24 protein-coding genes and 1 pseudogene are annotated in these 22,390 nt (G+C 33.9%); 5 read left to right on the top strand and 20 right to left on the bottom strand.

What is annotated here, in order from left to right; genetic code table 11:
- Window positions 1-23 precede the first annotated feature (23 nt).
- Window positions 24-1,080, top strand: a protein-coding gene (locus tag ACPC57_RS02585) for an IS630 family transposase (RefSeq protein ID WP_398577422.1) whose coding sequence is annotated in 2 segments (ribosomal slippage) — window positions 24-488 and window positions 490-1,080 — 1,056 coding nt in all. Because the reading frame shifts where the segments join, the coding sequence is not laid out codon by codon here.
- A gap of 69 nt (window positions 1,081-1,149) precedes the next feature.
- On the opposite strand, the gene ACPC57_RS02580 is transcribed toward ACPC57_RS02585, so the two are convergent.
- The 11 genes from ACPC57_RS02580 to ACPC57_RS02530 form a co-directional block, all read right to left on the bottom strand.
- Window positions 1,150-1,599, bottom strand: a complete 450-nt coding sequence (locus ACPC57_RS02580; RefSeq protein WP_434066247.1) for a VOC family protein — start codon at window positions 1,597-1,599, stop codon at window positions 1,150-1,152.
- Between the two features lie 96 nt (window positions 1,600-1,695).
- On the bottom strand, window positions 1,696-2,439 hold the full coding sequence (ldcB, locus tag ACPC57_RS02575) for an LD-carboxypeptidase LdcB/DacB (protein ID WP_434066246.1): 744 nt from the start codon (window positions 2,437-2,439) through the stop codon (window positions 1,696-1,698).
- A 441-nt stretch (window positions 2,440-2,880) separates the two neighbouring features.
- Window positions 2,881-3,777 carry an aldose 1-epimerase family protein gene (locus tag ACPC57_RS02570; RefSeq protein ID WP_434066245.1) on the bottom strand — a complete coding sequence of 299 codons (897 nt, stop codon included), beginning with the start codon at window positions 3,775-3,777 and terminating at the stop codon, window positions 2,881-2,883.
- An 87-nt stretch (window positions 3,778-3,864) separates the two neighbouring features.
- Window positions 3,865-5,271, bottom strand: coding sequence for a 6-phospho-beta-galactosidase (lacG, locus tag ACPC57_RS02565; protein WP_014294661.1), 1,407 nt, complete (start codon window positions 5,269-5,271; stop codon window positions 3,865-3,867).
- Between the two features lie 102 nt (window positions 5,272-5,373).
- Window positions 5,374-7,074, bottom strand: coding sequence for a lactose-specific PTS transporter subunit EIIC (locus tag ACPC57_RS02560; protein ID WP_434066244.1), 1,701 nt, complete (start codon window positions 7,072-7,074; stop codon window positions 5,374-5,376).
- The gene (locus ACPC57_RS02555; protein WP_014294663.1) at window positions 7,074-7,391 is read right to left on the bottom strand and encodes a PTS lactose/cellobiose transporter subunit IIA; all 318 of its coding nucleotides are present in this window, start codon (window positions 7,389-7,391) and stop codon (window positions 7,074-7,076) included. Before ACPC57_RS02555 ends, ACPC57_RS02560 begins: the two co-directional genes overlap by 1 nt.
- A 27-nt stretch (window positions 7,392-7,418) precedes the next feature.
- A complete protein-coding gene (lacD, locus tag ACPC57_RS02550; RefSeq protein ID WP_007209213.1) occupies window positions 7,419-8,399 on the bottom strand; it encodes a tagatose-bisphosphate aldolase in 981 nt (326 codons plus the stop codon).
- A 2-nt stretch (window positions 8,400-8,401) separates the two neighbouring features.
- The gene (gene lacC / locus ACPC57_RS02545) at window positions 8,402-9,334 is read right to left on the bottom strand and encodes a tagatose-6-phosphate kinase (RefSeq protein WP_434066243.1); all 933 of its coding nucleotides are present in this window, start codon (window positions 9,332-9,334) and stop codon (window positions 8,402-8,404) included.
- Window positions 9,335-9,345: 11 nt separating this feature from the next.
- Entirely contained in the window at window positions 9,346-9,861 is a 516-nt protein-coding gene (lacB, locus tag ACPC57_RS02540) for a galactose-6-phosphate isomerase subunit LacB (RefSeq protein ID WP_312249053.1), read from the bottom strand.
- A 60-nt stretch (window positions 9,862-9,921) separates the two neighbouring features.
- Window positions 9,922-10,347 carry a galactose-6-phosphate isomerase subunit LacA gene (gene lacA / locus ACPC57_RS02535; protein WP_434066242.1) on the bottom strand — a complete coding sequence of 142 codons (426 nt, stop codon included), beginning with the start codon at window positions 10,345-10,347 and terminating at the stop codon, window positions 9,922-9,924.
- A 239-nt stretch (window positions 10,348-10,586) separates the two neighbouring features.
- A complete protein-coding gene (locus tag ACPC57_RS02530) occupies window positions 10,587-11,537 on the bottom strand; it encodes an ROK family glucokinase (protein ID WP_099390453.1) in 951 nt (316 codons plus the stop codon).
- 180 nt (window positions 11,538-11,717) lie between these two features.
- Between ACPC57_RS02530 and ACPC57_RS02525 the strand changes: the two genes are divergently transcribed.
- From ACPC57_RS02525 to ACPC57_RS02515, 3 genes are read left to right on the top strand one after another with little or no spacing between them, the layout of a single operon-like run.
- Window positions 11,718-12,479, top strand: a complete 762-nt coding sequence (locus ACPC57_RS02525; protein ID WP_014294668.1) for a DeoR/GlpR family DNA-binding transcription regulator — start codon at window positions 11,718-11,720, stop codon at window positions 12,477-12,479.
- An 8-nt stretch (window positions 12,480-12,487) separates the two neighbouring features.
- Window positions 12,488-12,895: an HAD family hydrolase gene (locus ACPC57_RS02520; RefSeq protein WP_257235415.1), complete on the top strand. Its 408-nt coding sequence runs from the start codon at window positions 12,488-12,490 to the stop codon at window positions 12,893-12,895.
- A 29-nt stretch (window positions 12,896-12,924) separates the two neighbouring features.
- Window positions 12,925-13,182: an HAD-IA family hydrolase gene (locus ACPC57_RS02515; protein WP_306473129.1), complete on the top strand. Its 258-nt coding sequence runs from the start codon at window positions 12,925-12,927 to the stop codon at window positions 13,180-13,182.
- A gap of 123 nt (window positions 13,183-13,305) precedes the next feature.
- On the opposite strand, the pseudogene ACPC57_RS02510 reads toward ACPC57_RS02515, so the two are convergent.
- The 5 genes and pseudogenes from ACPC57_RS02510 to ACPC57_RS02490 all read right to left on the bottom strand — a co-directional run.
- A pseudogene (locus ACPC57_RS02510) lies at window positions 13,306-13,863 on the bottom strand (replication initiator protein A); the annotation flags it as partial.
- Complete coding sequence (locus ACPC57_RS02505) at window positions 13,860-14,033, bottom strand: hypothetical protein (protein ID WP_434064928.1); 174 nt, start codon at window positions 14,031-14,033, stop codon at window positions 13,860-13,862. The gene ACPC57_RS02505 and the pseudogene ACPC57_RS02510, both read right to left, overlap by 4 nt.
- A gap of 324 nt (window positions 14,034-14,357) precedes the next feature.
- The gene (locus ACPC57_RS02500) at window positions 14,358-15,560 is read right to left on the bottom strand and encodes a tyrosine-type recombinase/integrase (RefSeq protein ID WP_071519534.1); all 1,203 of its coding nucleotides are present in this window, start codon (window positions 15,558-15,560) and stop codon (window positions 14,358-14,360) included.
- Between the two features lie 22 nt (window positions 15,561-15,582).
- Entirely contained in the window at window positions 15,583-15,810 is a 228-nt protein-coding gene (locus ACPC57_RS02495; protein ID WP_001258320.1) for a DUF3173 family protein, read from the bottom strand.
- A gap of 279 nt (window positions 15,811-16,089) precedes the next feature.
- Complete coding sequence (locus ACPC57_RS02490; protein WP_071519535.1) at window positions 16,090-16,314, bottom strand: helix-turn-helix domain-containing protein; 225 nt, start codon at window positions 16,312-16,314, stop codon at window positions 16,090-16,092.
- Between the two features lie 376 nt (window positions 16,315-16,690).
- Here ACPC57_RS02490 and ACPC57_RS02485 point away from each other — a divergent pair, with 376 nt between their 5' ends.
- A complete protein-coding gene (locus ACPC57_RS02485) occupies window positions 16,691-17,371 on the top strand; it encodes an IS6 family transposase (protein WP_071519536.1) in 681 nt (226 codons plus the stop codon).
- Between the two features lie 61 nt (window positions 17,372-17,432).
- Here ACPC57_RS02485 and ACPC57_RS02480 read toward each other — a convergent pair whose 3' ends face one another.
- The 4 genes from ACPC57_RS02480 to ACPC57_RS02465 are packed head-to-tail and all read right to left on the bottom strand — an operon-like array spanning window position 17,433 to window position 22,372.
- Window positions 17,433-18,152, bottom strand: coding sequence for an ABC transporter permease (locus ACPC57_RS02480; protein ID WP_071519537.1), 720 nt, complete (start codon window positions 18,150-18,152; stop codon window positions 17,433-17,435).
- Window positions 18,145-18,825, bottom strand: coding sequence for an ATP-binding cassette domain-containing protein (locus ACPC57_RS02475; protein WP_071519538.1), 681 nt, complete (start codon window positions 18,823-18,825; stop codon window positions 18,145-18,147). The genes ACPC57_RS02480 and ACPC57_RS02475 overlap by 8 nt, the downstream gene beginning before the upstream one ends.
- 56 nt (window positions 18,826-18,881) lie before the next feature.
- On the bottom strand, window positions 18,882-21,287 hold the full coding sequence (locus ACPC57_RS02470) for a lanthionine biosynthesis protein (protein ID WP_434066241.1): 2,406 nt from the start codon (window positions 21,285-21,287) through the stop codon (window positions 18,882-18,884).
- Window positions 21,287-22,372, bottom strand: a complete 1,086-nt coding sequence (locus tag ACPC57_RS02465; protein WP_071519540.1) for a M20/M25/M40 family metallo-hydrolase — start codon at window positions 22,370-22,372, stop codon at window positions 21,287-21,289. Before ACPC57_RS02465 ends, ACPC57_RS02470 begins: the two co-directional genes overlap by 1 nt.
- Between the last annotated feature and the right edge of the window lie 18 nt (window positions 22,373-22,390).

Here is a 22,390-nt window from a genome sequence, read left to right as displayed (position 1 = left end):
AAAAATAGCGATATAATAGTATTATGATAAAAGAACTTACTCAGACACAAGTTGAAGAATTAAAGCAAGCACTTAAAGATAAAAATAATGCTCCGCATCATAGAAAAATACAGGCACTCATTCTTTATTCTGAATGCCATAATTTAACATCCGTAGCTAAATCGGTAGGTTTTGTCCATCAGACAGTCCGAAACTTATTGAATCGCTATCTAAATGGTGGCTTAGATGCCCTATTAAAGGAAAATCGTGGTGGTCGCCGCCGTTCGTATATGACGCACGAGGAGGAAGAAGTTTTCCTTAAAGAGCATCTCTCTTCCTCTTTGAATGGAGAATTCGTTACCGTTAACACCCTCTTTAAAGCTTATCAAGAGAGAGTTGGGCACAAGACAACCCGAGAAGGTTTCTATGCTCTCCTGAAACGTCATGGTTGGCGTAAAGTTAGCCCACGTCCCCAACATCCGAAAAAAGCAGACGCCGAAACCATTTTAGCGTCTAAAAATAAAATCTTTATTCGAGGAGAGAATGAGTAAGCGCTTTATCAATGGAAAAGAATATCAAAAAATCCGCCTTATGTATCAAGATGAGGCGGGTTTCGGGCGTATCAGTAAACTTGGTTCGTGTTGGTCTCCAAAAGGTTATCGGCCTCACGTAGCAAGTCATCATATTCGTGAGTACCGCTATTGTTATGGAGCTGTGGATGCCCATACAGGTGACTCATTTTTCATCATAGCAGGTGGATGCAATAGTGATTGGATGAATGAATTTCTACGACAGCTATCGGCAGCTTATCCAGAAGATTACATTATTTTAGTCATGGATAATGCCATCTGGCATAAATCTCAGACCTTAAATATTCCTAAGAATATTGAATTTACATTCATTCCACCCTATACACCTGAAATGAATCCTATTGAGCAAGTCTGGGCTGAGATTCGTAAACTTGGTTTCAAGAATAAAGTATTTAAAACTTTAAATGAGGTAATCGATAAACTTGAAGAGGTTATTCAAACCTTAACTGCTTATCAACTCAAATCAATTGTACATAGAGACTGGACTTCCGCTATTTTTGATTTTAACTGAGTATAAGAAAGACAAAATAGATTAAAAAAACGACACAGCATGTTCAGACTGTGTCGTTTTGAATTGTTTTTATTCTTGTTCTGCGTAGTATCCCTGACCATAATCTGCAACCTCAGCATTCACTTGCCATGAAATACCAAATTTATCCGTTACATTACCATAGGCTGGTGACCATGGAACTGCTTGAAGTTCCATATTAATCGCTTTAGCATCTTGTGATAATTTATCATAGAAATCCTTAGCAGTTTCTGCGTCATCGGTAATCAAGGCAACCGTGATGTTATCGCCTGCTGTATAAGGCATTTCTGGGCTGTTGTCTGATAACATGAAACGTTGACCGTTAGGCAAACGGAACTGAGCATTCATAACATAATTTTCCAATTCTGCAGGGCAATCTGGCAAGAAATCTTTAAATAAATTCACTTGTTCGATAGCTGCACCGAGTGCTTCTTTGTAAAACTCAATAGCTTCCAAACCATTACCGTTTGTTACCAAATATACTTCCATTGCTTTAATCATGATGGAACTCCAAATTTTTTAATGATTCATTATAACACGAGTGAATCATACGGACAAATCTTTCGTCTCTGTCTTAAAATTTTTATTTTGATAAGCTTATTCTTGGTAATCGCCACCAGGAACACCATAATATTCTTCTAAGGTTAAACCAGATTGATAAATATCCGTTGCTTCTTGACCAATGTAGCGAACATGCCATGATTCTGCAATATAGCCAGTACTACTTTCCTTTCCTGGTTGGTAGCGTACTATAAATCCGTACAAATGAGCGTTATCTGCTAGCCATTTTGAAGCTGTTGGCTCTTCTAATAAATTACCAGCAGAATCCAATATATCAAAAGCTAAACCAGTTTGGTGCTCACTATAGCCTGGTCGAGCAGAATAAGTGTCTGCTGCAGCCTGTCCTTCTTGATTGACATAGGATTGGTAGAGTGTGGCCTGGGTTTCATATGACCGGAAGCCACTGTAATTATTTGAAACATCAAATCCTTTCGCTTGCATATCTGCAACTAATTGTTGAAAAGCAGTCAGTGCTTCTGGATTTTCCCCTGGTGCATAGTCTTTCGCAAGAGGGTGTTTCTTATTGGCAATAACTACTTCACCATATTTCCCTTGAACACTATAATAAGAACCATTGAAGGTTGCTTTTGAGGATGTTCCTGTTTCCAAACTACTAGATTCTTCACCCGTTGAAGAGCTCTGAGCGGAGCTACTAGTTGTCTGAGTTTGAGCCTTAGTAATTTCAATCGAAGTTGAGGAGCTCGCTTGTGTAGAATTATTCTGCTGGCTACAACCAGCTAATACTAAACAACACACCATTCCGAACATGTATTTTTTCATTTTTTTATCACACAACTTTCATTCATTGCTTACATTGTAACAAAAATAAGGAATAAATTCTAATATTTGTGATAATCAATCGTTTCGACACAATTATACAAAGCTTTCTGTTTGTTCAGATAAGGAAAGTAAATTTGTAACAAACTTTTGAGTGAGATCATGATTTTCCCTCAAATCTCTTATCCGTTGTACATCTAGCTTTCTCCTAAGAAAAGTATATGTCACTTTCAGAAAAAAGCTGGGAAATTATCATAATATGACAGTAATTATTGTTTAGTTAAAACCAACAATTATTTTTGTAAATATTTCAATACTATTTTGAATATATTCTAGATTGACTACTACCTCAAACCACCTGACATTAGATTATACAAATTTTATATTGGATTTTTGTAAATTTCTAAAGTCACTATTTCTAGATTCCGTTCAGCTAACTTTAATTTACAAAATAGTAATATCAAATGATTTAATACTAGTTTGACTTGGTTCTACAAATGTAACCCCCTGCTTCTCTTCCAATACATCTGATTCCTCTAATGATGTTGATAATCCACTCCATGGCTCTAAGGCTATAAATGGACTTTGATTAGTGGTGGACCAAATAATTAAATGTGGAAAATCTTTAAAATCCACCTTAATTCCCTTATTACTTTTTTTAGACTTCAAACTGACACTACGTGACTTTAGTTGATCTAGGGTAATAGCATCGTGTGAAAACAAAGAATAATCCAAATCTAATTTATTTTGATTTTCAAGAAAAGGGGTTCTATCTTGTAAATCAAGTAATCCAGTATTTGGGAAACTCTTTGGAATGCTACATGTTTCATATTCAGAAAATTCTAAATAATAATCTTCGTATTTCTCGTTATCTTCTAAAGGGCAATTAAATCCTGGGTGACCTCCAATAAAGTAAGGAATTGAACGTTCAATTTCACTGCTTATCACCTGATATTCCGTTGTTATCGTTGAACCATGTAATTTATATATAATATTCAACACAAAATGATAAGGATATTCTTTAAGTGTTTTTTCATTAGCCTTAAAACTAAAGGACACTGTGCTGTCATCTATCTTACAATAATCAAAATTTTCCTTTCTAACTAATCCATGTCGTGGAATAATTCCAGTAAAATGAGGTTTTTCTGCTGGTCCATATATTGCCCAATCATTCCTCAAACTTCCACAAATCGGAAATAAAACTGGCGCTTGTCCACTCCAATATTCTGGATTACCTTGCCAAAGGTATTCAACTCCATCTTTATCTTTAATAGAAGATAAAGCACCACCAAACTCCGAAAACTGTACCGTTAACTGTTCATTTTTTAATTCAATAACCATATTTTTCACTCCGTTAAACAAAACAAGAGCGTCAGTATTAAACCCACGCTCTTATCTTGCGTTAGAAATTTTTAAGAAGAATACTATCTATTCAATAACCTGAGTTTCTGCTACTTGTTTATACCAGTAGGCTGATTTTTTCGGATAACGTTCCTGTGTTTCAAAATCTACATAGAAGAGACCATATCGTTTTTCGTAACCATTTGACCACGAGAAGACATCCATCAAGGACCAAATAAAGTATCCTTTAACATTTGCCCCATCCGCAATGGCATCTGAAATGACTTCTAAGTGTTTCTTCACGTAGTCAATGCGTGCATCGTCATACACCGTGTTATCGACAAATTCATCTTTATATCCCAAACCATTTTCAGTGATGTAGATCTTCTTGTAGTTTGGATAATCTTTCTTGACACGCATGATTTGATCATACAAACCTTGAGGGTAGATGATCCAGTCCCAATCCGTCCGAGGTACATAGTCAGGAGCTACACGACGTCCAACACCTTTGATTTGGTATTTAGAGCTTCCTTTTTCCCCTTTACCATTGTGGATGATTTCAGTTTCGCCATCAAAGGCTTCCATCCAGTCACTCATGTAGTAGTTAATTCCAAGGAAGTCGTTCAAATCTTTAGCTGCTTCAAGCGCTGCAAAGTCTTCGTCCCGAAGATCCAGACTACCACCATTAACAGACAAAATGTGGTTTACACCTTCCATGGTTGCATCTGAATAGTGTCCAAGGTAGGTTGCATCCAAGATAAATTTGTTGTGGATGATATCTTCCAACTCAGCAGCACGTACGTCTGCAGGATTTTTAGGATCCAATGGATACTTAGTTGGAAGGGCGTGAACAACCCCGATTTCACCTTTGTAGCCTTTGTCTTTGTACAATTTCACAGCACGTGCATGAGAAACCATCATATTGTGGTGTGATTGGAAGACTTTGGCAAGGTCATATTGAATACCTGGTGGGAATTTACCTACTAAGTATTGACCATCACCGATTGGGCCGATTTCATTGAAGGTTGTCCAGTAGTTTACTTCTGGGAATTCTTCAAAACAGAAAGCAGCATAATCTACAAAGTGTTCGATATTTTCACGATTTAAGAAGTCTCCATTTGAGTGAAGAGCTTCAGGAGTATCAAAGTGGTGAAGAGTTACGAATGGTTCTACATGACGTTTATGACATTCTGCAAATAACTTATGATAGAATTCTACCCCTTTTGGATTGACTTCACCATAGCCAGTTGGGAAAATACGTGACCAAGCAATAGAAATACGAATTCCGTTTACGCCATATTCTTCCGCCAACTGTAAGTCTACTGGATATTTATGGTAGAAATCACTCGCTGGTTCAGCAGTATACCAATAGTTGTCTGCTAAATATTTATCCCATGCAACTGGTCCTTTTCCGTCAGTATGAGTCGCACCTTCTGCCTGGTAAGCTGCTGTTGCGCCACCGAAAATAAAATCTTTAGGTAATGTTTTTGACATAAGTTTCCCCTTCTCAATCATAAAATAAAAATAAAGCAAGATGGAGAGGAGTAAGTGAGCAATCCTTCTCCATCTCACTTTAATCAACAGTAAATGTATTTATTATTGAAATTGTTCTTGAACGAATGCAAGAGCGCCTTTACCATCACGAGTCAACTTGATGTATTGAGCTCCTTCAGTCTTAGCCAATTTGATTCCAAGTTTATCTGTTTCAGCCTTCATATCTTCATAGTTTGAAGCTACTTGAGGAGCAAGAATAACAAGGTCAAATTCTGGCAACATTTCACGGTGAGCACCGTAACCACCAGCAGCAGCCTTCACAGGAACATTGTATTCTGCAGCAGCTTTATTCAAAGCGTTGGCAAGAAGTCCACTAGTTCCACCACCGGCACAAAGAACCAATACGTTAGTTTCTTTTGTGATATTGTTTTGAACTGGTTCACCTTCAACACCAGCTTTTTCAAGAATAGCATCTGCTTTTGCAGTGTTAAAGTTTGCAGCAACTTTTTCTTTCAAGCTATCGTTTGATTTACCAGAACGTTCTTCTTCAAGAATTTGTTCATCATAAACCTTCACGAATGGGTAGTAAATGATCACGTCAACTACTACTAATAGCGCAGCAAGGATGAAGGAAAGAACTTGGAAGTTTGTACCAAGGACAATTCCGAGAGGAGCAGGTGTTACCCATGGAAGGTTAGCGGAGAATGAGTTCATTCCCAAGGTATCAACAAAGAATTTGAAGATCCAGACGTTTGCGATTGGAGCAAAGATAAATGGGATAAAGAAGATTGGGTTCAAAACAAGTGGAGCACCGAACAAGATAGGTTCGTTAACACCGAAGAATGTTGGAACAACTGATGCACGTCCAATTGCTTTGTTACGTTTTGATTTTGTTAACCACATGAACATGAATGGAACGACAAGTGTTGCACCTGTACCACCCATGGTAACGATGAACATTTGAGTCCCTGAAGTCAAAATCTTGTCCGCATGTTCACCAGCTTGAAGTAATTGAAGGTTGGTTTCAACATTTGCGTAAGTAATCGCTGCAATGGCTGGTTCAACAATAGAAGGTCCATGGATACCAACAAACCAGAAGAAGGCATAAGCACCAAAGATAAATGTAATTCCAAGGTAACCATCTGCAGCTGAGAAGAGAGGAGCAAGAAGGGTACCGATTGATTCTGCAACGGTTACACCAAGAGTTCCCTTAACAATGAGTTCAAGTCCATAAAGGAGAATAACCGATACAGTGAATGGAATCAAGTCTTTAAATACTTGAGAGATATTTGGTGGAACCTCTTCAGGCATACGAATAGTAACATTATTTTTCACACAGACCTTGTAAACATTAACTGTCACAAAGGCTGCAATAAATGCTGTCAAAAGACCTTTTGTTCCCATGAAGGCTGTCAAGAAGCCTCCTTCTTTTGCAGGCTCAGCTGCCATCAAAAGGAACCCTACCATAGATGCTAGCATCGTAGATAAGAAGTTAATCTGATTGGTCGCAGGTAGGTCACGGTTCATTGAGTCCGTCAAAGCTTTAGCGGTAGTACCACCAACAAAGAATGCTAGGATACCCATCGAATAGCTATAAGGAGTCATCAAGAAGGTCTCAATGTCTTTTGACCAGTGGAATCCCCAAGCATTTGGGACATAGGCAATAAGGATAAAGATAGATGAGAAAAGGATGACTGGCATACCAGCGATAAATCCATCACGAATAGCACGAAGATAGATGTTTCGAGAGATTTTTTCAAAGAACGGTTTCCCTTTCTCAATAAGTTCAATGAGTTTATGCATTATTTTGCTCCCCTTTTATAAAGTTCGATGAGGTGAGGAATCACATCTTTTAATAAGATAGCAGTCATTAAGTGGTCCTGACCATGCATCATGGTAACGCTGTATGGAAGTTCCTCCCCAGAAGCTTCTCGAGCCAACATAGCTGTCTGAGAATTGTGAGCCTCTGCAATACAGCTTCCTGCTTCTACTACAAGACTATCTGCCTTAGCAAAATCACCATTTTCAGCCGCTTTAAGCGCTTCTAAAAGTTTAGAGCGAGCATCTCCAGCATAAGCAACAATTTCAAACCCTAAGAGAGTCATCTCTTCTCTGTTCATAACAATATCCTCCGTTTTATGTTTTTACTATACTTTATCAGTCCATGGACTAGCTGTTTTAACAAGAACTTTGTTAAGTTCATCAATATTTTCGAATCCAGTAGTACGCAACCATTCACGTGCTGCTTTTTCACCTTCTTTGATGTAAGGTTCTACAGATCCTGCCCAAGTAGCACGTCCACAAAGCACACCATTAAACTTGGCACCTGAGTCGTGAGCAAACTGCAATGTTTCTTGGAACAATTTAGCAGATACACCTGCACTTAGGTAGATGTATGGAAGGTTAGTCGCTTCTTCTTGTGCTTTAAAGAAGTCAGCAGCTTCAGCTTTACTGTAAACCACTTCACCATCAGCAAAACCTTCGACATATTTAACGTTAACTGGTACTTCTACTTTAAGAACATCAATGTTAAAGCGTGGATCAGAGAAAACTTTCATCGCTTCAATGACTTTGCGAGGTTTCACTTTTGCATATTCGACAGAACCTGCATCTGAGATTTCTTCATCATAAGCAAGGATTTCCAAGAAGAAAGGAATATCTTCACCGACACATTCAGAACCAACACGTTCAATATAAGCTTGTTTTTGTTGGTTAAGTTCATCTGAGCTGTCTACATCATAGTAAAGTAAGAACTTAACGGCATCAGCGCCTTGCTCTTTGATACGTTTTGCAGACCAAACATCCAAGCAGTCAGGCAAACGTTTTGTACTTGATGTATCATAACCTGTTTTTTCATAGGCAAGAAGAAGACCTGCTTCTTTATCCAATGCTTTTGTTGCTGGAAGTCCATATTCAGGGTCAAGCAACATTGAAGAAGCGTATTTTGTAAGTTCATCAGCAACCAAAACCTTTAGTTCTTCCATTTGAGCTACAGTTGGTTCTGTATCTTGATACTGTGCCATCAAACGTTTCAAAGCACCACGTTGGTCAAATGCCAAAGCTGAGATAACACCGTTTTTATCTGAAATTTTTTCCAAAGATTTGCGTTTCTGTTCTGTAAGTACCATTTTTATACCTCTGTTACTTCTATCTGATTAAATAAACTATCGTAATTATTAAGATTGACATAGCCTGTTAGTGCTTCTTGAGCATTCAACATACCAAGTACATTCGCTTTTTTCAATAAGTCTTTATCATCCTCACCGTGAACTAAAGCTGACGTAATCCCTGCAACAGTTGAATCGCCAGACCCAACAGGATTGACCACTTCAATTTTGGGAATAGATACCCTATAAAAAACATCATGATGTTTTGCAAAGGCTCCTTTTGAACCAAGTGAGACAACCACCCATTCAATCCCATCAAAAAGAGAATTTTCAAGAACTGATTTCAAACTACCAATATCATCTGTTACTTCAATGCCAACTAGCTGAGAAAGTTCCTCAGTATTTGGTTTAATAACTGTCGGTTTATTGTCTCCATCCAATACGCTCAATAGTGCGATTCCTGAGCAATCTAATACAACTGGAATATTATATTTATTACAAATTCCTATCATACGAGAATAAAAGTTTGTATTGAGACCTTTAGGAAGACTACCTGAGATGGCTACAATCCCTAAATCTGGAACCAACTTTTCAAAATAGCTTAAGAATCCTGTTGCTTCTTCTTCACTAATCGTTGGACCTTGTTCAAGAATCTCTGTTTGATGTCCATCATGCAAAATGGCAATACAGTTTCTCGTTTCTCCAGCAATCTTATAAAAGGAGTGTTTCACACTTGACTTATCTAGTTCACTCTCTATGAATTCTCCAATTTTACCGCCTAACAAACCACTTGCAATCACATCATCTCCCAGTTGGGAAAGAACTCGAGTAACATTCAAGCCCTTTCCACCAGGAGTTTTATGCGTTTTAGCAACACGGTTCACGGTATCTAATTTGAAGTGTTCAAGCGGATAAGAAATGTCAACTGACGGATTCATTGTTATTGTCAGAATCATAACCTTACCCCTTAGTCGTGATATTCACCACGATCCCATTTTTCTAGGAATTCATCAAAGAAGTGTGGATTCGCTTGTCCTTGATTGAGCGTTTCAACATGTTGAATTTTTTCAATCAATTTTTTATTTTCTTCTGTTGGTTTATATTCTGCATGGATAAATGCTTCAATAATATCTGTCATCAATAAACCACCAGTGATTTTACCACCAAAACCAATTACATTGGCATTCAGTTCTTCTTTGGCGTAGATAGCTGATGTCATATCACGAACAAGAGCAGAGCGAATACCAGGAACTTTATTAACAGCATTGTTAATTCCAACACCAGTCCCACAAATACATACACCAAGGTCTGCCTCACCACTCGCAACTGCCTCACCAACTTTTTTACCAAATATTGGGTAGTGTGTGCGAATGTGATCGTAAGTTCCGCAGTCAATTACCTCATAACCTTGTGTTTTCAAATAATCTACGACAGCAATTTTATCGTCTGTTACAATATGGTCACAGCCTACAGCAATTTTCATTTGTTTTCTCCTCTAAATCTAACTTTCGAATTCTTAACACAAAATCTAACTTTCGAATTCTTAACACATTTTATTCAACATATCAACACGGATTTGGTGGCGGCCTCCATCATAGTCTCCCTCAACAAATCCTTTAGCGATATTTTTAGCAACACCAGGACCAACAATTACAGAACCAACTGTAATGATACGCGTATTATTATGTGCACGTGTCATATAAGCGGAACGTTCGTCAGAAACTTCCGCAGCAATCATTCCTTTAATTTTTGTTGCAACCATAAAGGGACCAACACCATAAGCATCAATCACTATTCCTAAATTCTCTTCATTTGATGTTACTTCTTTAGCTACTGCTAAAGTTACATCAACGAAGTCTTGACCCTCTTTACTAACATCAACAACTTCTTTACCAAGTTCAATCAAGTATGATTTAACTGTCTCTTTAAGTTCTGTACCTGCTTTATCAGCACCAATAATTACTGCCATTTTCTTTCTCCTGTTACTTTAGAAAATAATTGAATGTAGCTACATCGACGATATTTTTTTTGCAAAACTGTTTGAAATAACGCTTTCATTATTTCTACACCATTATAATATCACCATTAAAAACAAAAGTCAACATTTTATGTGTTTTTTTTTTGATTTCAAAATCGACAGTGTTTATTTTGTTTGTTTTGCAAAAAAATAAAAAACACCAACAAACTTAATATTTGTTGGTATAACTATTATAAAACTAGGCTTGCAGCTCCAATCACTCCAGCATCATTCCCTAAAGTAGCCAAAGCCAGTTTAGTAGAATTTCTAACTGTTGGAAAAGCAAATTTATCAAACTCTTCTTTTACTTTATCTAAAAGAAATTCTCCTGCAGCAGAAACACCACCACCAATAACAATATAATTGGGATTAAGTGCATTAGCCAATTGACTCAATGATTTACCTAAATAATTGGCAAATTGCCATACAATTTTTTGGCCAAGAGAATCGTTCTTCTTAGCGTAATCAAAAACATCCTTTGCAGTTACTTGATGTTCTAAAATTAACCTCCTTAATTCACTTGTTTCATCAAATTGACTAGCAAAGCTTTTTGCAATATTGACAATCCCTGTGGCGCTAGCAACGGTCTCCAAACACCCAATGTTTCCACAAGTACATGAAAATCCATCTTCATCAACAACCATATGACCAATCTCACCAGCACTTCCATTGACACCATGAAGTAATTGACCTTGAGCAATAATTCCTCCACCTACACCTGTTCCAAGTGTTACAAAAATAACATCAGGTGCGTTATCTCCGGCCCCCTTCCATCGTTCACCAAGTGCCGCAACATTAGCATCATTATCTATATAAAAAGGACGACCAAATGCTTCTTCAAATTGTTCTCTGATGTTTTGTTCTTTCGACCACCCTAAGTTATAAGCTCCTGTTACTGTTCCTTTCTCAAAATCAATCTTGCCAGGACTTCCCATGCCTATGCCCTTAATATCGCCTAAAGATAAGCTATTTTCTAATAGATATTCTTGAATGGACCTGATAATGTCAGATACAATATTTTTGCCATTATCACTTATATCTGTTGGGATTGACCATTGATATTCTATATTTCCTAAAACATCTAAAATGGCTAATTTTACTGATGTTCCACCTAAATCAACGCCTATTATTTTTTTCGTCATAACTTATTCCTCCTCTGTTACACTTTCAATGACGTTTACAAACATATAATATAATCATTTTTTGTTATATTGTCAACTGTTTTTGTGTTTATTGTGTTCTATTTTGTTTGTTTTTATCTTTTTGTTATGATAAAATACTAACAGATAGTTATTTTATAAGTACAGAAAGGAAATATAGTTATGATAAAGAAAGAAAGGCACGAACGTATCTTAGATATGTTAAATATTGACGGTGTTATTACTGTCAAAGATATGATGAAAGAGCTAAATATCTCTGATATGACTGCAAGAAGAGATTTAGATGAACTTGCTGAAGCAGGATTCCTGACTCGTATACATGGAGGAGCACAACGACTCTATAAAGATGAAGAACCGCACGAAAAAACTCATATTGAAAAAAAGGTACTTCAAACTAAAGAGAAGAAACTTATTGCACAAAAAGCCAATTCAATCATTAAAGATGGTGAAACCATTTTTATTGGTCCTGGAACAACTCTAGAACATCTAGCAGTTGAGTTAAAGACTCGTAATATTCGTGTAATTACAAATAGTCTTCCTGTTTTCCTTATATTGAATAAGAGTAAAACTGTTGACTTATTATTGATTGGCGGAGAGTACAGAGAAATTACAGGTGCTTTCGTTGGTTCAATGGCTACAACCAACTTAAAAACCTTACGTTTTTCTAAAGCATTTGTAAGTGCTAACGCCGTATCAGATAACACTATCGCAACATACAGTGATGTTGAAGGAGAAATTCAACAATTAGCACTGGACAATTCTGTTGAAAAAATCTTATTGGTTGATAGTACCAAATTCAATCGTTATGATTTCTTTAATTTCTATACTCTAGAACAAATTGATACCATTATCACCGATAATCAAATTTCCCAAGACCAATTAAATGAATTTGGCCAACTAACAACTATTATTCAAGCTAATTAAACTAACTTATGACTTATAAAAATATCGTTTTTGATCTTGATGATACCTTGTATGATCATCTTTTACCATTCAAAAATAGTATCATACAATGTTTTCCTGAACTTGATATTTCTGAAATTGAACTTATCTATAAACGATTCAGGTATTGGTCTGATATTGCTTTTCCAAAATACACTAATAAGCAAATTTCAATTGAAGAACTACGTATTTTTCGTTGTAAACAGATAATAAGTGAATTTGGATTTTTTAGTATTTCTGATGATTTAGCACTCTCTTTCCAAAAAACATACGAAAAAGAACTCAGTTCAATTACCTTGTTTCCTGAATTAAAAGAGATTCTTGAATACTGTTCTGTAAAAAAGATTCCTATTGGAATCATAACAAATGGTCCAGTTAAACAAAATTATCACAATTAGACGTTCTAAAATACTTTGATAAAGAGAAAATTATCATTAGCAAAGCAACAGGTTTCCAAAAACCTCAAATTGAAATTTTTGATCTCGCTTCTAAGAATTTCAATTTTCTCCCCAATCAAACACTTTATATTAGTGATAACTTTAAAAATGATATTGAAGGAAGCTTAAATGCTGGTTGGAAATCCATTTGGTTTAATTACAGGAAACGCAAACTACCTATTGATACTAAAATTCATGAAGTTCAAACTGCTAAAGACTTAAAAGAACTAGTCTACCGATTGCTTTAACTTCAATATAATATTTTTTGACCAGTCAATAGACTGGTTTTGTTTATTCTAGGGAAATATCTCCTTAAAATTCGTGTTCTGTCTGTTTATTAGTATTGAGAATCTTGACAAATATTTCCAACTTTCTATTAGACTTTCTTTCTCCTCCTCGTCCTCAATAACTGACTCACTCTCTTTAATTTCACTAACATCAATCTCACTAACTTCAGTCTCACTAACTTCAGTCTCACTAGTGGCTGAATTTAAGACTGGCCCCGGCTGATTTTGACGCCCCCCTAGTTTTTTTTTGAACACTACCCCCGTTTGAATTTGAGACTGGGGTAGGCTCATGTTCCAACTCCCCCAAATAAATTTTATTGCCATTCGTCCTTTTTCACTGGAAGACTGTTGGACTTCATCTATCAAGCCATACTCTCGTGAGGTTTTCTTATTCGTCAGCAATTTCGACTTGGAACACCCAAGCAGTGCCATGAGTTTTGAGTTGGAATAAACTAAATAAATAGCTCCATCATCACCTATCCAACCTTTACTCAAGGACAATTTCAAACGGTCTTTTAGAACAGCATAAGGAACCTTAACCTCTAACTTCATATCCTTATAGCGCTCACTCTCAAACAAGAGTTTTGGGAGCTTATAGTAACGTTCTGACGTTTGATAGTGATTTGCGGTAATACGTTTCATGATTGTCCCTCCAACACTAATAGACCAACATTCTCCAACTCATCAAATTGAATGAGTCCTTTCTCCTCCATTTCAGAAACTATATTCTTTGCTTTCTCGATATCAATTCCCATAATAGCCATGAGATGACACATCACAATTTGTCGTGATGATTGTTCTTCCTTTTGCATGATTTTCCTCCTGAAAATAAAAAAAGCGAGAACACTTATTAAAATGTTCTCGCTTACATAAAAATATATTCCTACAAACAAAAATGTTTAAGAAATAGCCAGTCTGTAAAGTTTATTTATTCCCAATTTAAAAACAAAAATCCTGCCAAAGATTTTTTGGCAGGATTTTTGGCAGGAAACCAAATCAAATTATCAGTTTCTTTAAATCGCTATAAGCTCTAAAAGACTGGTAAATCGGGCTTCCGCAATCAAATTGCGATACTCTATTATTTAAGAGTAACAATTGCACAACCTGTTAAATGTGCAGTATCAAGGGGTTTGAGTTTATAAATTTGAAGTTTGGCAGGATTTTTGGCATAAAATTGAATCCAATCCTGCACTTTTAATATTTTGTGTGATTTCTTCAGAAACTGTTTTATCTAAAGCATTAAACCAATGACTATATGTGTTCAAAGTTGTTGATTTATCAGCATGTCCCATTCGTCTTGCCACATATAAAATATCTTTTTTCAAAACATTTATTAGATAAGAAGCATGACTATGTCTAAGACCTTTCCCTGTAATAACTGGCACTCCTACTTGCTGCGCTTTACGTTTGATGATACGACAAATGGTCGATTTACAAAAAGGATCTCCAAATCTTGAAATGATAAAATCTGTATCTTGATTTGCAAACTGATTTTTTCGCCAAAATTGAAGCACTTCAATAGTTATATCATCCAATTCAATAAGTCGTTCACCTGCTGGAGTCTTTGTTTGGTCTTTACGATACCAATTTCCATTTTCATCTTTCTCCAAGGTTGTATGTACCTTTAGGAATTTTTTATCAAAATCAATATCCTCCCAACATAAAGATAAACCTTCACTCACTCGTACACCTGTCATATAATATAACCAGATAGCAGTAAATCGTTGCAATTCTTCATAATCATGTAAGTCAAATGATTTGATAAATGTCTGAAACTCCGCATAGGTCCAAAATGGAGTTTCTGGATGCTTGCCTCTAGGATTATCTAATGCTTTACAAGGCATATCTGAAATATAGCCAAGTCTTTCTGCATAACCCATACAAGCTTTAAACCTTGACCATAAATTTTTCGCATAATTTTCAGAATAATTTTCTATGATATGCAATCTAAAAGCCTCGCAATCTCTAGGAGTTATTGCTTTTAATGGCTTTGAACCAAAATATTGAATAAAAAGTTTATGATGAGGAAGAGCCGTCTTATATGTCACAGACTGAACTTTTTGCTTATATGCTCTTAAATAAATTGTGTTCATATAGTTTTCAAAAGTCATATTGTAATTTTCTAAACTGACTTTGTTGGAAAATTCATATTTTATACGAACTAATTCGTCATATGCTTCTTTCATCGTTTCAAAAGTTTTACCATATTGATTTTTTCTAGCTTTCTTTTGTACCCTTTTGCCAGTTACTGGGTCGATTCCAAGATAAATCTGATAAAATATCTTTCCCTTATTATCACAATAAACACCTTTGTATTTTTTACTACTTTTTGTTGCCATTTGAATTCTCACTTTCTAAATGTTATTTAGATAGTGGAATCCCTATTAATTGTTCCACAATTTCTGCTGGTGCGATACCTAGTCTTCGATTGTCAAAGGGCGATTTACTTAATTGTACCGCATTATGATCAACTTTGCGAGCTTCTTCAAACTTTTTTACAGCAATTCTTTTTGCTTCACGAATAATGTCTCTAGAGGTATGTTCAGGAAATCCTAAGTTCATTAAATCTTTATATGTAGCAGTTCTCATACACTTTCCTCCTTCAAATCACTAAGTTTTTTTACACGCTAGATGGGATTTGACTGGTTAAATCAATCATGGGAATTTCACCCGCTGTCCTTTTACTGTGGCAGCCTGAACGGTCAGAAGTATCATTATCATTATTTGTGTCATGGCAGATAGGTTACCATCCTATTTTTGAATAAATGATTTTCGCTCATTTCCTGGCGCATTATATTCTATTGCTCAACAAATAAATAAAGTCCCACCTAGAATTATTCAATTGTCAATGAACAAATCAAGGAGAGACTATTTTATTTTATGTTTAATCCTATCCGAACAATCTGTTAATCCTAATAGGTAATCCGTACTAACGTTATAGAGTTTAGAAAGCTGCACAAGAACATCTGCCGTTAAGGCAACCTCTCCTCTCTCAATTTTTGCATAATTTGTATGAGAGAAGGAAAGTAAATTTGCAACAAACCTTTGAGTGAAATCATGATCCTCTCTCAAATCTCTTATACGTTGGTACATCTAGCTTTCTCCTAAGAAAAAGTATATGTCACTTTGAGAAAAAATCTCGAGATTTGTCATAATATGACAACATTATTTTATTACAAACTAAAGACTAATAAAATGATTCCGTAATCTATTTTAGATTACCAACCAAAAAATTTAAATGTAACAAAATAACAAGATTAAAGTTGCACTGATATTAGATTAGTACGGCAAACCTAGTTAAAAAGAAATAAAAGATAAACTGAATATACTAAAACTATATAATTTTCCCATAATGCCAAAACCTTATCCAACAGATTTAACAGATAACCAATGAGGTTCTGTTGAGAAGTTTTTTAATTTCCTGTATTTATTTTAAAATGTAAGAAAAAAGGTTAGTGAGGCTTGAGAGATGAATCATTTTAAAGGCAAACAATTCCAACAAGACGTCATCATTGTCGCTGTTGGTTATTACCTACGTTACAATCTGAGCTATCGTGAAGTTCAGGAATTGCTTTATGACCGTGGAATAAATGTTTGTCACACTACGATTTATCGGTGGGTTCAAGAATACAGTAAAATCCTCTATCATCTCTGGAAAAAGAAAAATAAAAAGTCCTTCTATTCGTGGAAAATGGATGAAACCTATATCAAAATTAAGGGGCGTTGGCATTATCTCTATCGAGCGATTGATGCGGACGGTTTAACATTGGATATCTGGTTACGAAAGAAACGAGATACTCAGGCGGCGTATGCTTTCTTAAAGCGACTCCATAAACAATTTGGACAACCTAGAGTCATCGTAACAGATAAAGCACCCTCTATAGGATCTGCATTTAGAAAGTTACAGAGTGTGGGTTTATATACTAAGACAGAGCACCGAACTGTGAAGTATCTGAACAATTTAATAGAACAAGACCATCGACCTATTAAACGACGACATAAATTTTATCAAAGTCTCCGTACAGCCTCTTCCACGATTAAGGGCATGGAGACCATTCGAGGAATATATAAAAAGAACCGAAGAAATGGAACTCTCTTCGGCTTTTCGGTGTCTACTGAAATCAAGGTATTAATGGGAATAACAGCCTAAGATATTTGGAGTTCAGGGAGGGTGCGTTTGATTTTCAAACTTCGCAACAGAACCATAAATTTTATTTATACATTTTCAGAGATTTTTTATCTGGTATTAATAAATATAATGGTAGTAGATTAATAAAAATTGTAGATAAAAATAGCAATAAATCCATAAATTGAATTTCTCTTGACGTCATCAAAGAATTGATCATCTGACTATAATAATATCCTGGAAATATTTTTTGAATTGTACTGACTGTCTTTACAAAATCACTATCTATAGCTAGCTGAGAAAATGGAATAATGGTAATTGAAGCAAGTACAATAATAGGAAAGCTAATTGTATCAATAACTTTAGAATCAACACGTACTCCAATTACAAAGCCAATAAAACTAAAGTATATTCCCATGAGCATTAATAAAATAAATTGATAAAGTAATAAATTACTAAGTGGTAATCCGAACAGTATAATTGCCACTACAGTTACTACCACAAAAATCAAGCTATTTAACAATACTTGAACTAAGCTTTGGCTCAAAAGATAATTAACTATATTATAGTTTGAAAAACTTGATTCTAATTTATAAAATTCTATTTCTGAAGAGATTCTTTTACTAAATGTCGCTAAACTATTCCCAATTACACCAATGAAAATCGCAATACTCAAAAAAATATTTGGCATCACATCATCTTGTAAATTATTCAAAATCATATACCATGTAACTGGAATAAATAAAGTAAAAAGAATAAAACGTTTATTTCTCAATACTTGTTTAAATTGAATAAGACTAATCATGTTGTTCCTCCAAGTTATTTAAATCTCTATAATATTGTTCAATTGTTTTTCCAGTCTTATGAATTTTAGCAACAGATTCATCGGCTAAAATATATCCATTCTTTAAAATTAGCACCCTTGTAAAAAACTGATCAATCTGATTGAAATCATGTGTTACAATTAAAGATGTACTACTACTATCTTTTAATAATTCCCAAAAATTATCTATTGAAGCCAAGTCCATACCAGTTGTCGGTTCATCTAGAAAAAGTAATCTAGGGTTATTTAGTAATGATAATAATAGTGACAATCTTCTCTGTTGGCCACCCGATAAATCACCTACCATATCTTTTTTGTTGTCCAATAGATTTACCTTAGAAAGCATTGAATCAACATCAAAATTTTCAAGCTTATTCATATAAGATTTAAGCAAAACTAATTCTTTTACCGTCAAATCTTTAATTAAAAGATTATCCTGCGGCATCATTCCAATATCATTCCTGAAATCCAATTGAGTTTTTATCAGACCACTATCACTTTTTACTTGTCCAGCAATGATTTTAAATAAAGTTGATTTCCCTGCTCCGTTACTCCCAAGCAAAGCTATCTTATCGCCTTCTGTAATAGTAAACGAGATATCTTTAAGAACATTCTTTGGTCCAAATTTTTTCTTAATATTATGTAATGAAAACATGACTATCTCCTTTGTTTTGATAACTATAAGATAGCATCATTTAGCGTCATATTTTTTCAATTATCAGAATCGGACCTTACTATATCAGAAACGGTATTATTACTTTCAATAATATATTCAGTTAAATATTCTTCGTTGAAGTTAGGATTTGGTTTTTCAAAAACAATCCAATCAAGATCTTTGATATAATTTTTCAATATTTCAATCCCTATCAGACTATATAAATCCACATAAATAGGCTTTTCAAACTTATTTTTAAAATTACAATCTACAGAAAATTCTCTAACAAAAAATTCTTTCCCACTTAATAAAGTCTCTAATTGTAAAACTAATTCCGTTTTATTTTGGAATTTATTTATCAGATTATTTAAATAGTCAGTACTAATTAAAGTTTTATCTCTTGCAAGTACAATTTTCTTTTCTTTAAAATATATCATTGGTGCAGTATATACTTTTAAAGAAGGACTTTCATCATATTTTTTCCTCAATACTAAATCTGCAATATCAAAGTACATCCCTCCAGTTAATGATAAACTATTGAACATCGCTAACGTCCTTGGAAGAACCATCGGTGTCATACTACCAAGAAATGAAAAATAAAATTCACTTCCATCTTTTTTCATAAATTTCAAACGTTTTTGAACTTCATGCCTGTCAATCTTAATATCCTTGTAATTCATGAAGTTACTGTTAATTTTATTTTTCAAATTATAAATATCAAAAGATTCCGTATTAGGACGACTATTGGCATTAAATCCAAAGTCATATGGGATATCACAGATTTTATCAAAACCGAATCTATCTTCAAATATTCCATCTTCAAAATTATCTTTATAACGATTGGTAAAGATACCATATCCTTTATATACATGGTTTACAACTAATTGTTTCTTACTCAGTTGCGTAAAAAATGTATATGAATGCTCCAAATTATAATTGATTCCTTTGGCCTTTTCAAATATCATCTGAATCATACTATCACTAATAACATATTCATTTTCTTTACTTTTGCAAATACTATTAATTACGTTATTAATAAGCGGGTATTCATCTAAGTCAAAGAATCCAGAGCGAAGCTCACCTAGATTAATATTTTTAAAAATATAATCTGACATTTGTGATAAAAATTGATCCATATCTTGAAAATCAGAAAATTCCTTACCATACGGATAATAAATCGCCATAAATTTCCAAGCCATTTCCTCTACTTTTTTAGAGGCATCGAAGATTGAATAGAATTTACTTAATTGTTCTTTGTTTTCAAGAAATTTATGGAGAAGTTTTGTCTGGTTTTTAGATATTTTTAAATTTGCAGTATATGTATCTATTGTAAGTACAGGAAAATTCAAAGTATCAACTTCTAGAAAATCACATAATAATCTAATTTGTTCTGAACATTGTAAAAAAGAATCAATATTGAAATTCTTATTTAACTCCTCCAAATTATTCCTTACTAGTAATAATTTATTTAATAGACTATCATTAGTAAAGTCTATAATATCAATCCATTTTAAATTATCCCCAATGGAAATATCTTCATAGAGCAATATTCCGCTATCCAGAAGTTTAATAATTTCCAATTTATTAAATAACCTACTAAGTTCCTGATAGCTAACTATTTTATTATTTAGTAGGTTATCAATAGACGGAATTTTCTTTATTTTTAACTCACGTTCTTGTCCCCTAAATATATTTGATAAATTATTATCAAGAAGTACTTTAAAAATATAATAGTTCTGATCTTCTGATACAACATAGTTTTGATTAACCGAAAATTGCAACTTGAATTTTTCTATATTTTTCTTTAGAATCTCATAATAAATTCTATTTTCAAGATAATTATGAATTCTTATAACTACTTTATTTTTTGGATCCCTAAATTGAATACTTTGATCACAGTTATATGAAAAACACCCAACTTTACTAACGGTACCGACTCCCCCGGTTTTTAAAGTAAGTTGTGACAAATAGCGATACAATGATACCCACTCTTTTTTCTTCAGTCTCTTCTGCGAATTATCTTTAATATCATTTATTTTCTTAATCAAATACTCATTTCTGAAAAGTAAAAGATCCTTATTTTCGACTAAGCTAGGTAAAATTTTAACTTGGGAATTAAATACTTCTTCTAATCTAGCCTCTATTTCCTCAGATAATAATTTATTTCTTGTCCATCTATGGTTATACTCATCACAATCGTCACTTTTTATCGGAAGATTTTTTTTAATTTCCTTACCTTTTTTCAACTGTCTCTTTATTTTTAAATATTCTTTTATAACAGTATAAGGAATCTCTTCTTTTGAAATATATTCGTCAATAAAGGTAATCAGCTTTTCTTTTAATAAATTAAGAGTAATCTGATTCATTTTGTATTCTTCCATCAAGCTATTAATTTTATCGTTAAAAAGATACTCTAATAACACATTTGTTGATTTATCATTTTGCCTATAAAAAATTTCCATCAGCATTCCTCCAATATGTATTTGTATAACTTGAGTGAATAATTGATAAATTTTAAATTGGGCTTATAATCACTTGTATGAGTTCTAGATGTTTTAAATTGTAAATAACTACCTAAAAATAAATAACAAACTTCATTTGAAACTTGATCATAATAGCAAAAATCATCTGAAGTAAAGCTTTCTGGAATCTCTAGAGTTAAAAATATAGAATTCTTTTTCAATTTTTTGTACAAACTATAACTGTTTTGTATTCTCCAATGGTAATTTAAATTTTGAACATCAATAGATTTTACGACATTAACTTTATTTAACTCATTTAAAAATTGTTTAAATAACTTTTCTAATGCAGAAATATTACTTAAATTAGATCTTAAGGATAAACTAAAAATCAAATTAGTTGCTTGAGTTCCAACCTGACTATTGACTGTAAATTCACCAATAGACATATTAATATTTTTATTATCATTATTAAAAGCTACTAACTTTGCATATACGATGTCCCAAACTGATAGAAACTCTTTAATATTATCTGAATTTCTATCTTTCTCATAAAAATTAATTTTTAACTTGTTAGTGATATTATTAGTTAAAGTTTCTCCAGATTTAATTGCTATACTATCAACAGGAATTTCTGGAGCATTATGTAAGCTAAACATCTTTTCAATTGAAATATTCTTTTTTCTTAAAATATTAACTAGTGTTAAGCCTCCGTTTCCAATTTCTTCTGAACTTTGAAATATAAATAATATTTTCTTTGAAGTTTCTTGTTTACTCAAATAAGCCATAAACTGTAATAAAGAACTCATATGTAAATCGTGTCCACAAGCATGAAAAATATTCCCATTTGGCAAACATAGTGCATCTAGTTCAGCTCTAAAACCTAGATCGTAAGTTATATGTCGATTCTTTTCTTGCAATACATTACTATAAATTAATCCTTCTTTTCCTTCATATTCGACCTCGTATCCTCCAATATCTTTAATAATTCGTGAAATTATTTCTCTTGTTTTCACTTCTTGAGAAGATAATTCTGGTGTCTGATGAAGCAATTCATATATTTTTTGACTATAATCGTGCAAATTCACAACAACTCCTACTCCATA

This window comes from Streptococcus sp. VTCC 12886 (genome assembly GCF_049893425.1).
Taxonomy (GTDB): Bacteria; Bacillota; Bacilli; order Lactobacillales; family Streptococcaceae; genus Streptococcus; species Streptococcus suis_AA.
Note: the sequence above shows the minus strand (reverse complement) of the source record. Positions and strands in the feature narration are given on the sequence as shown.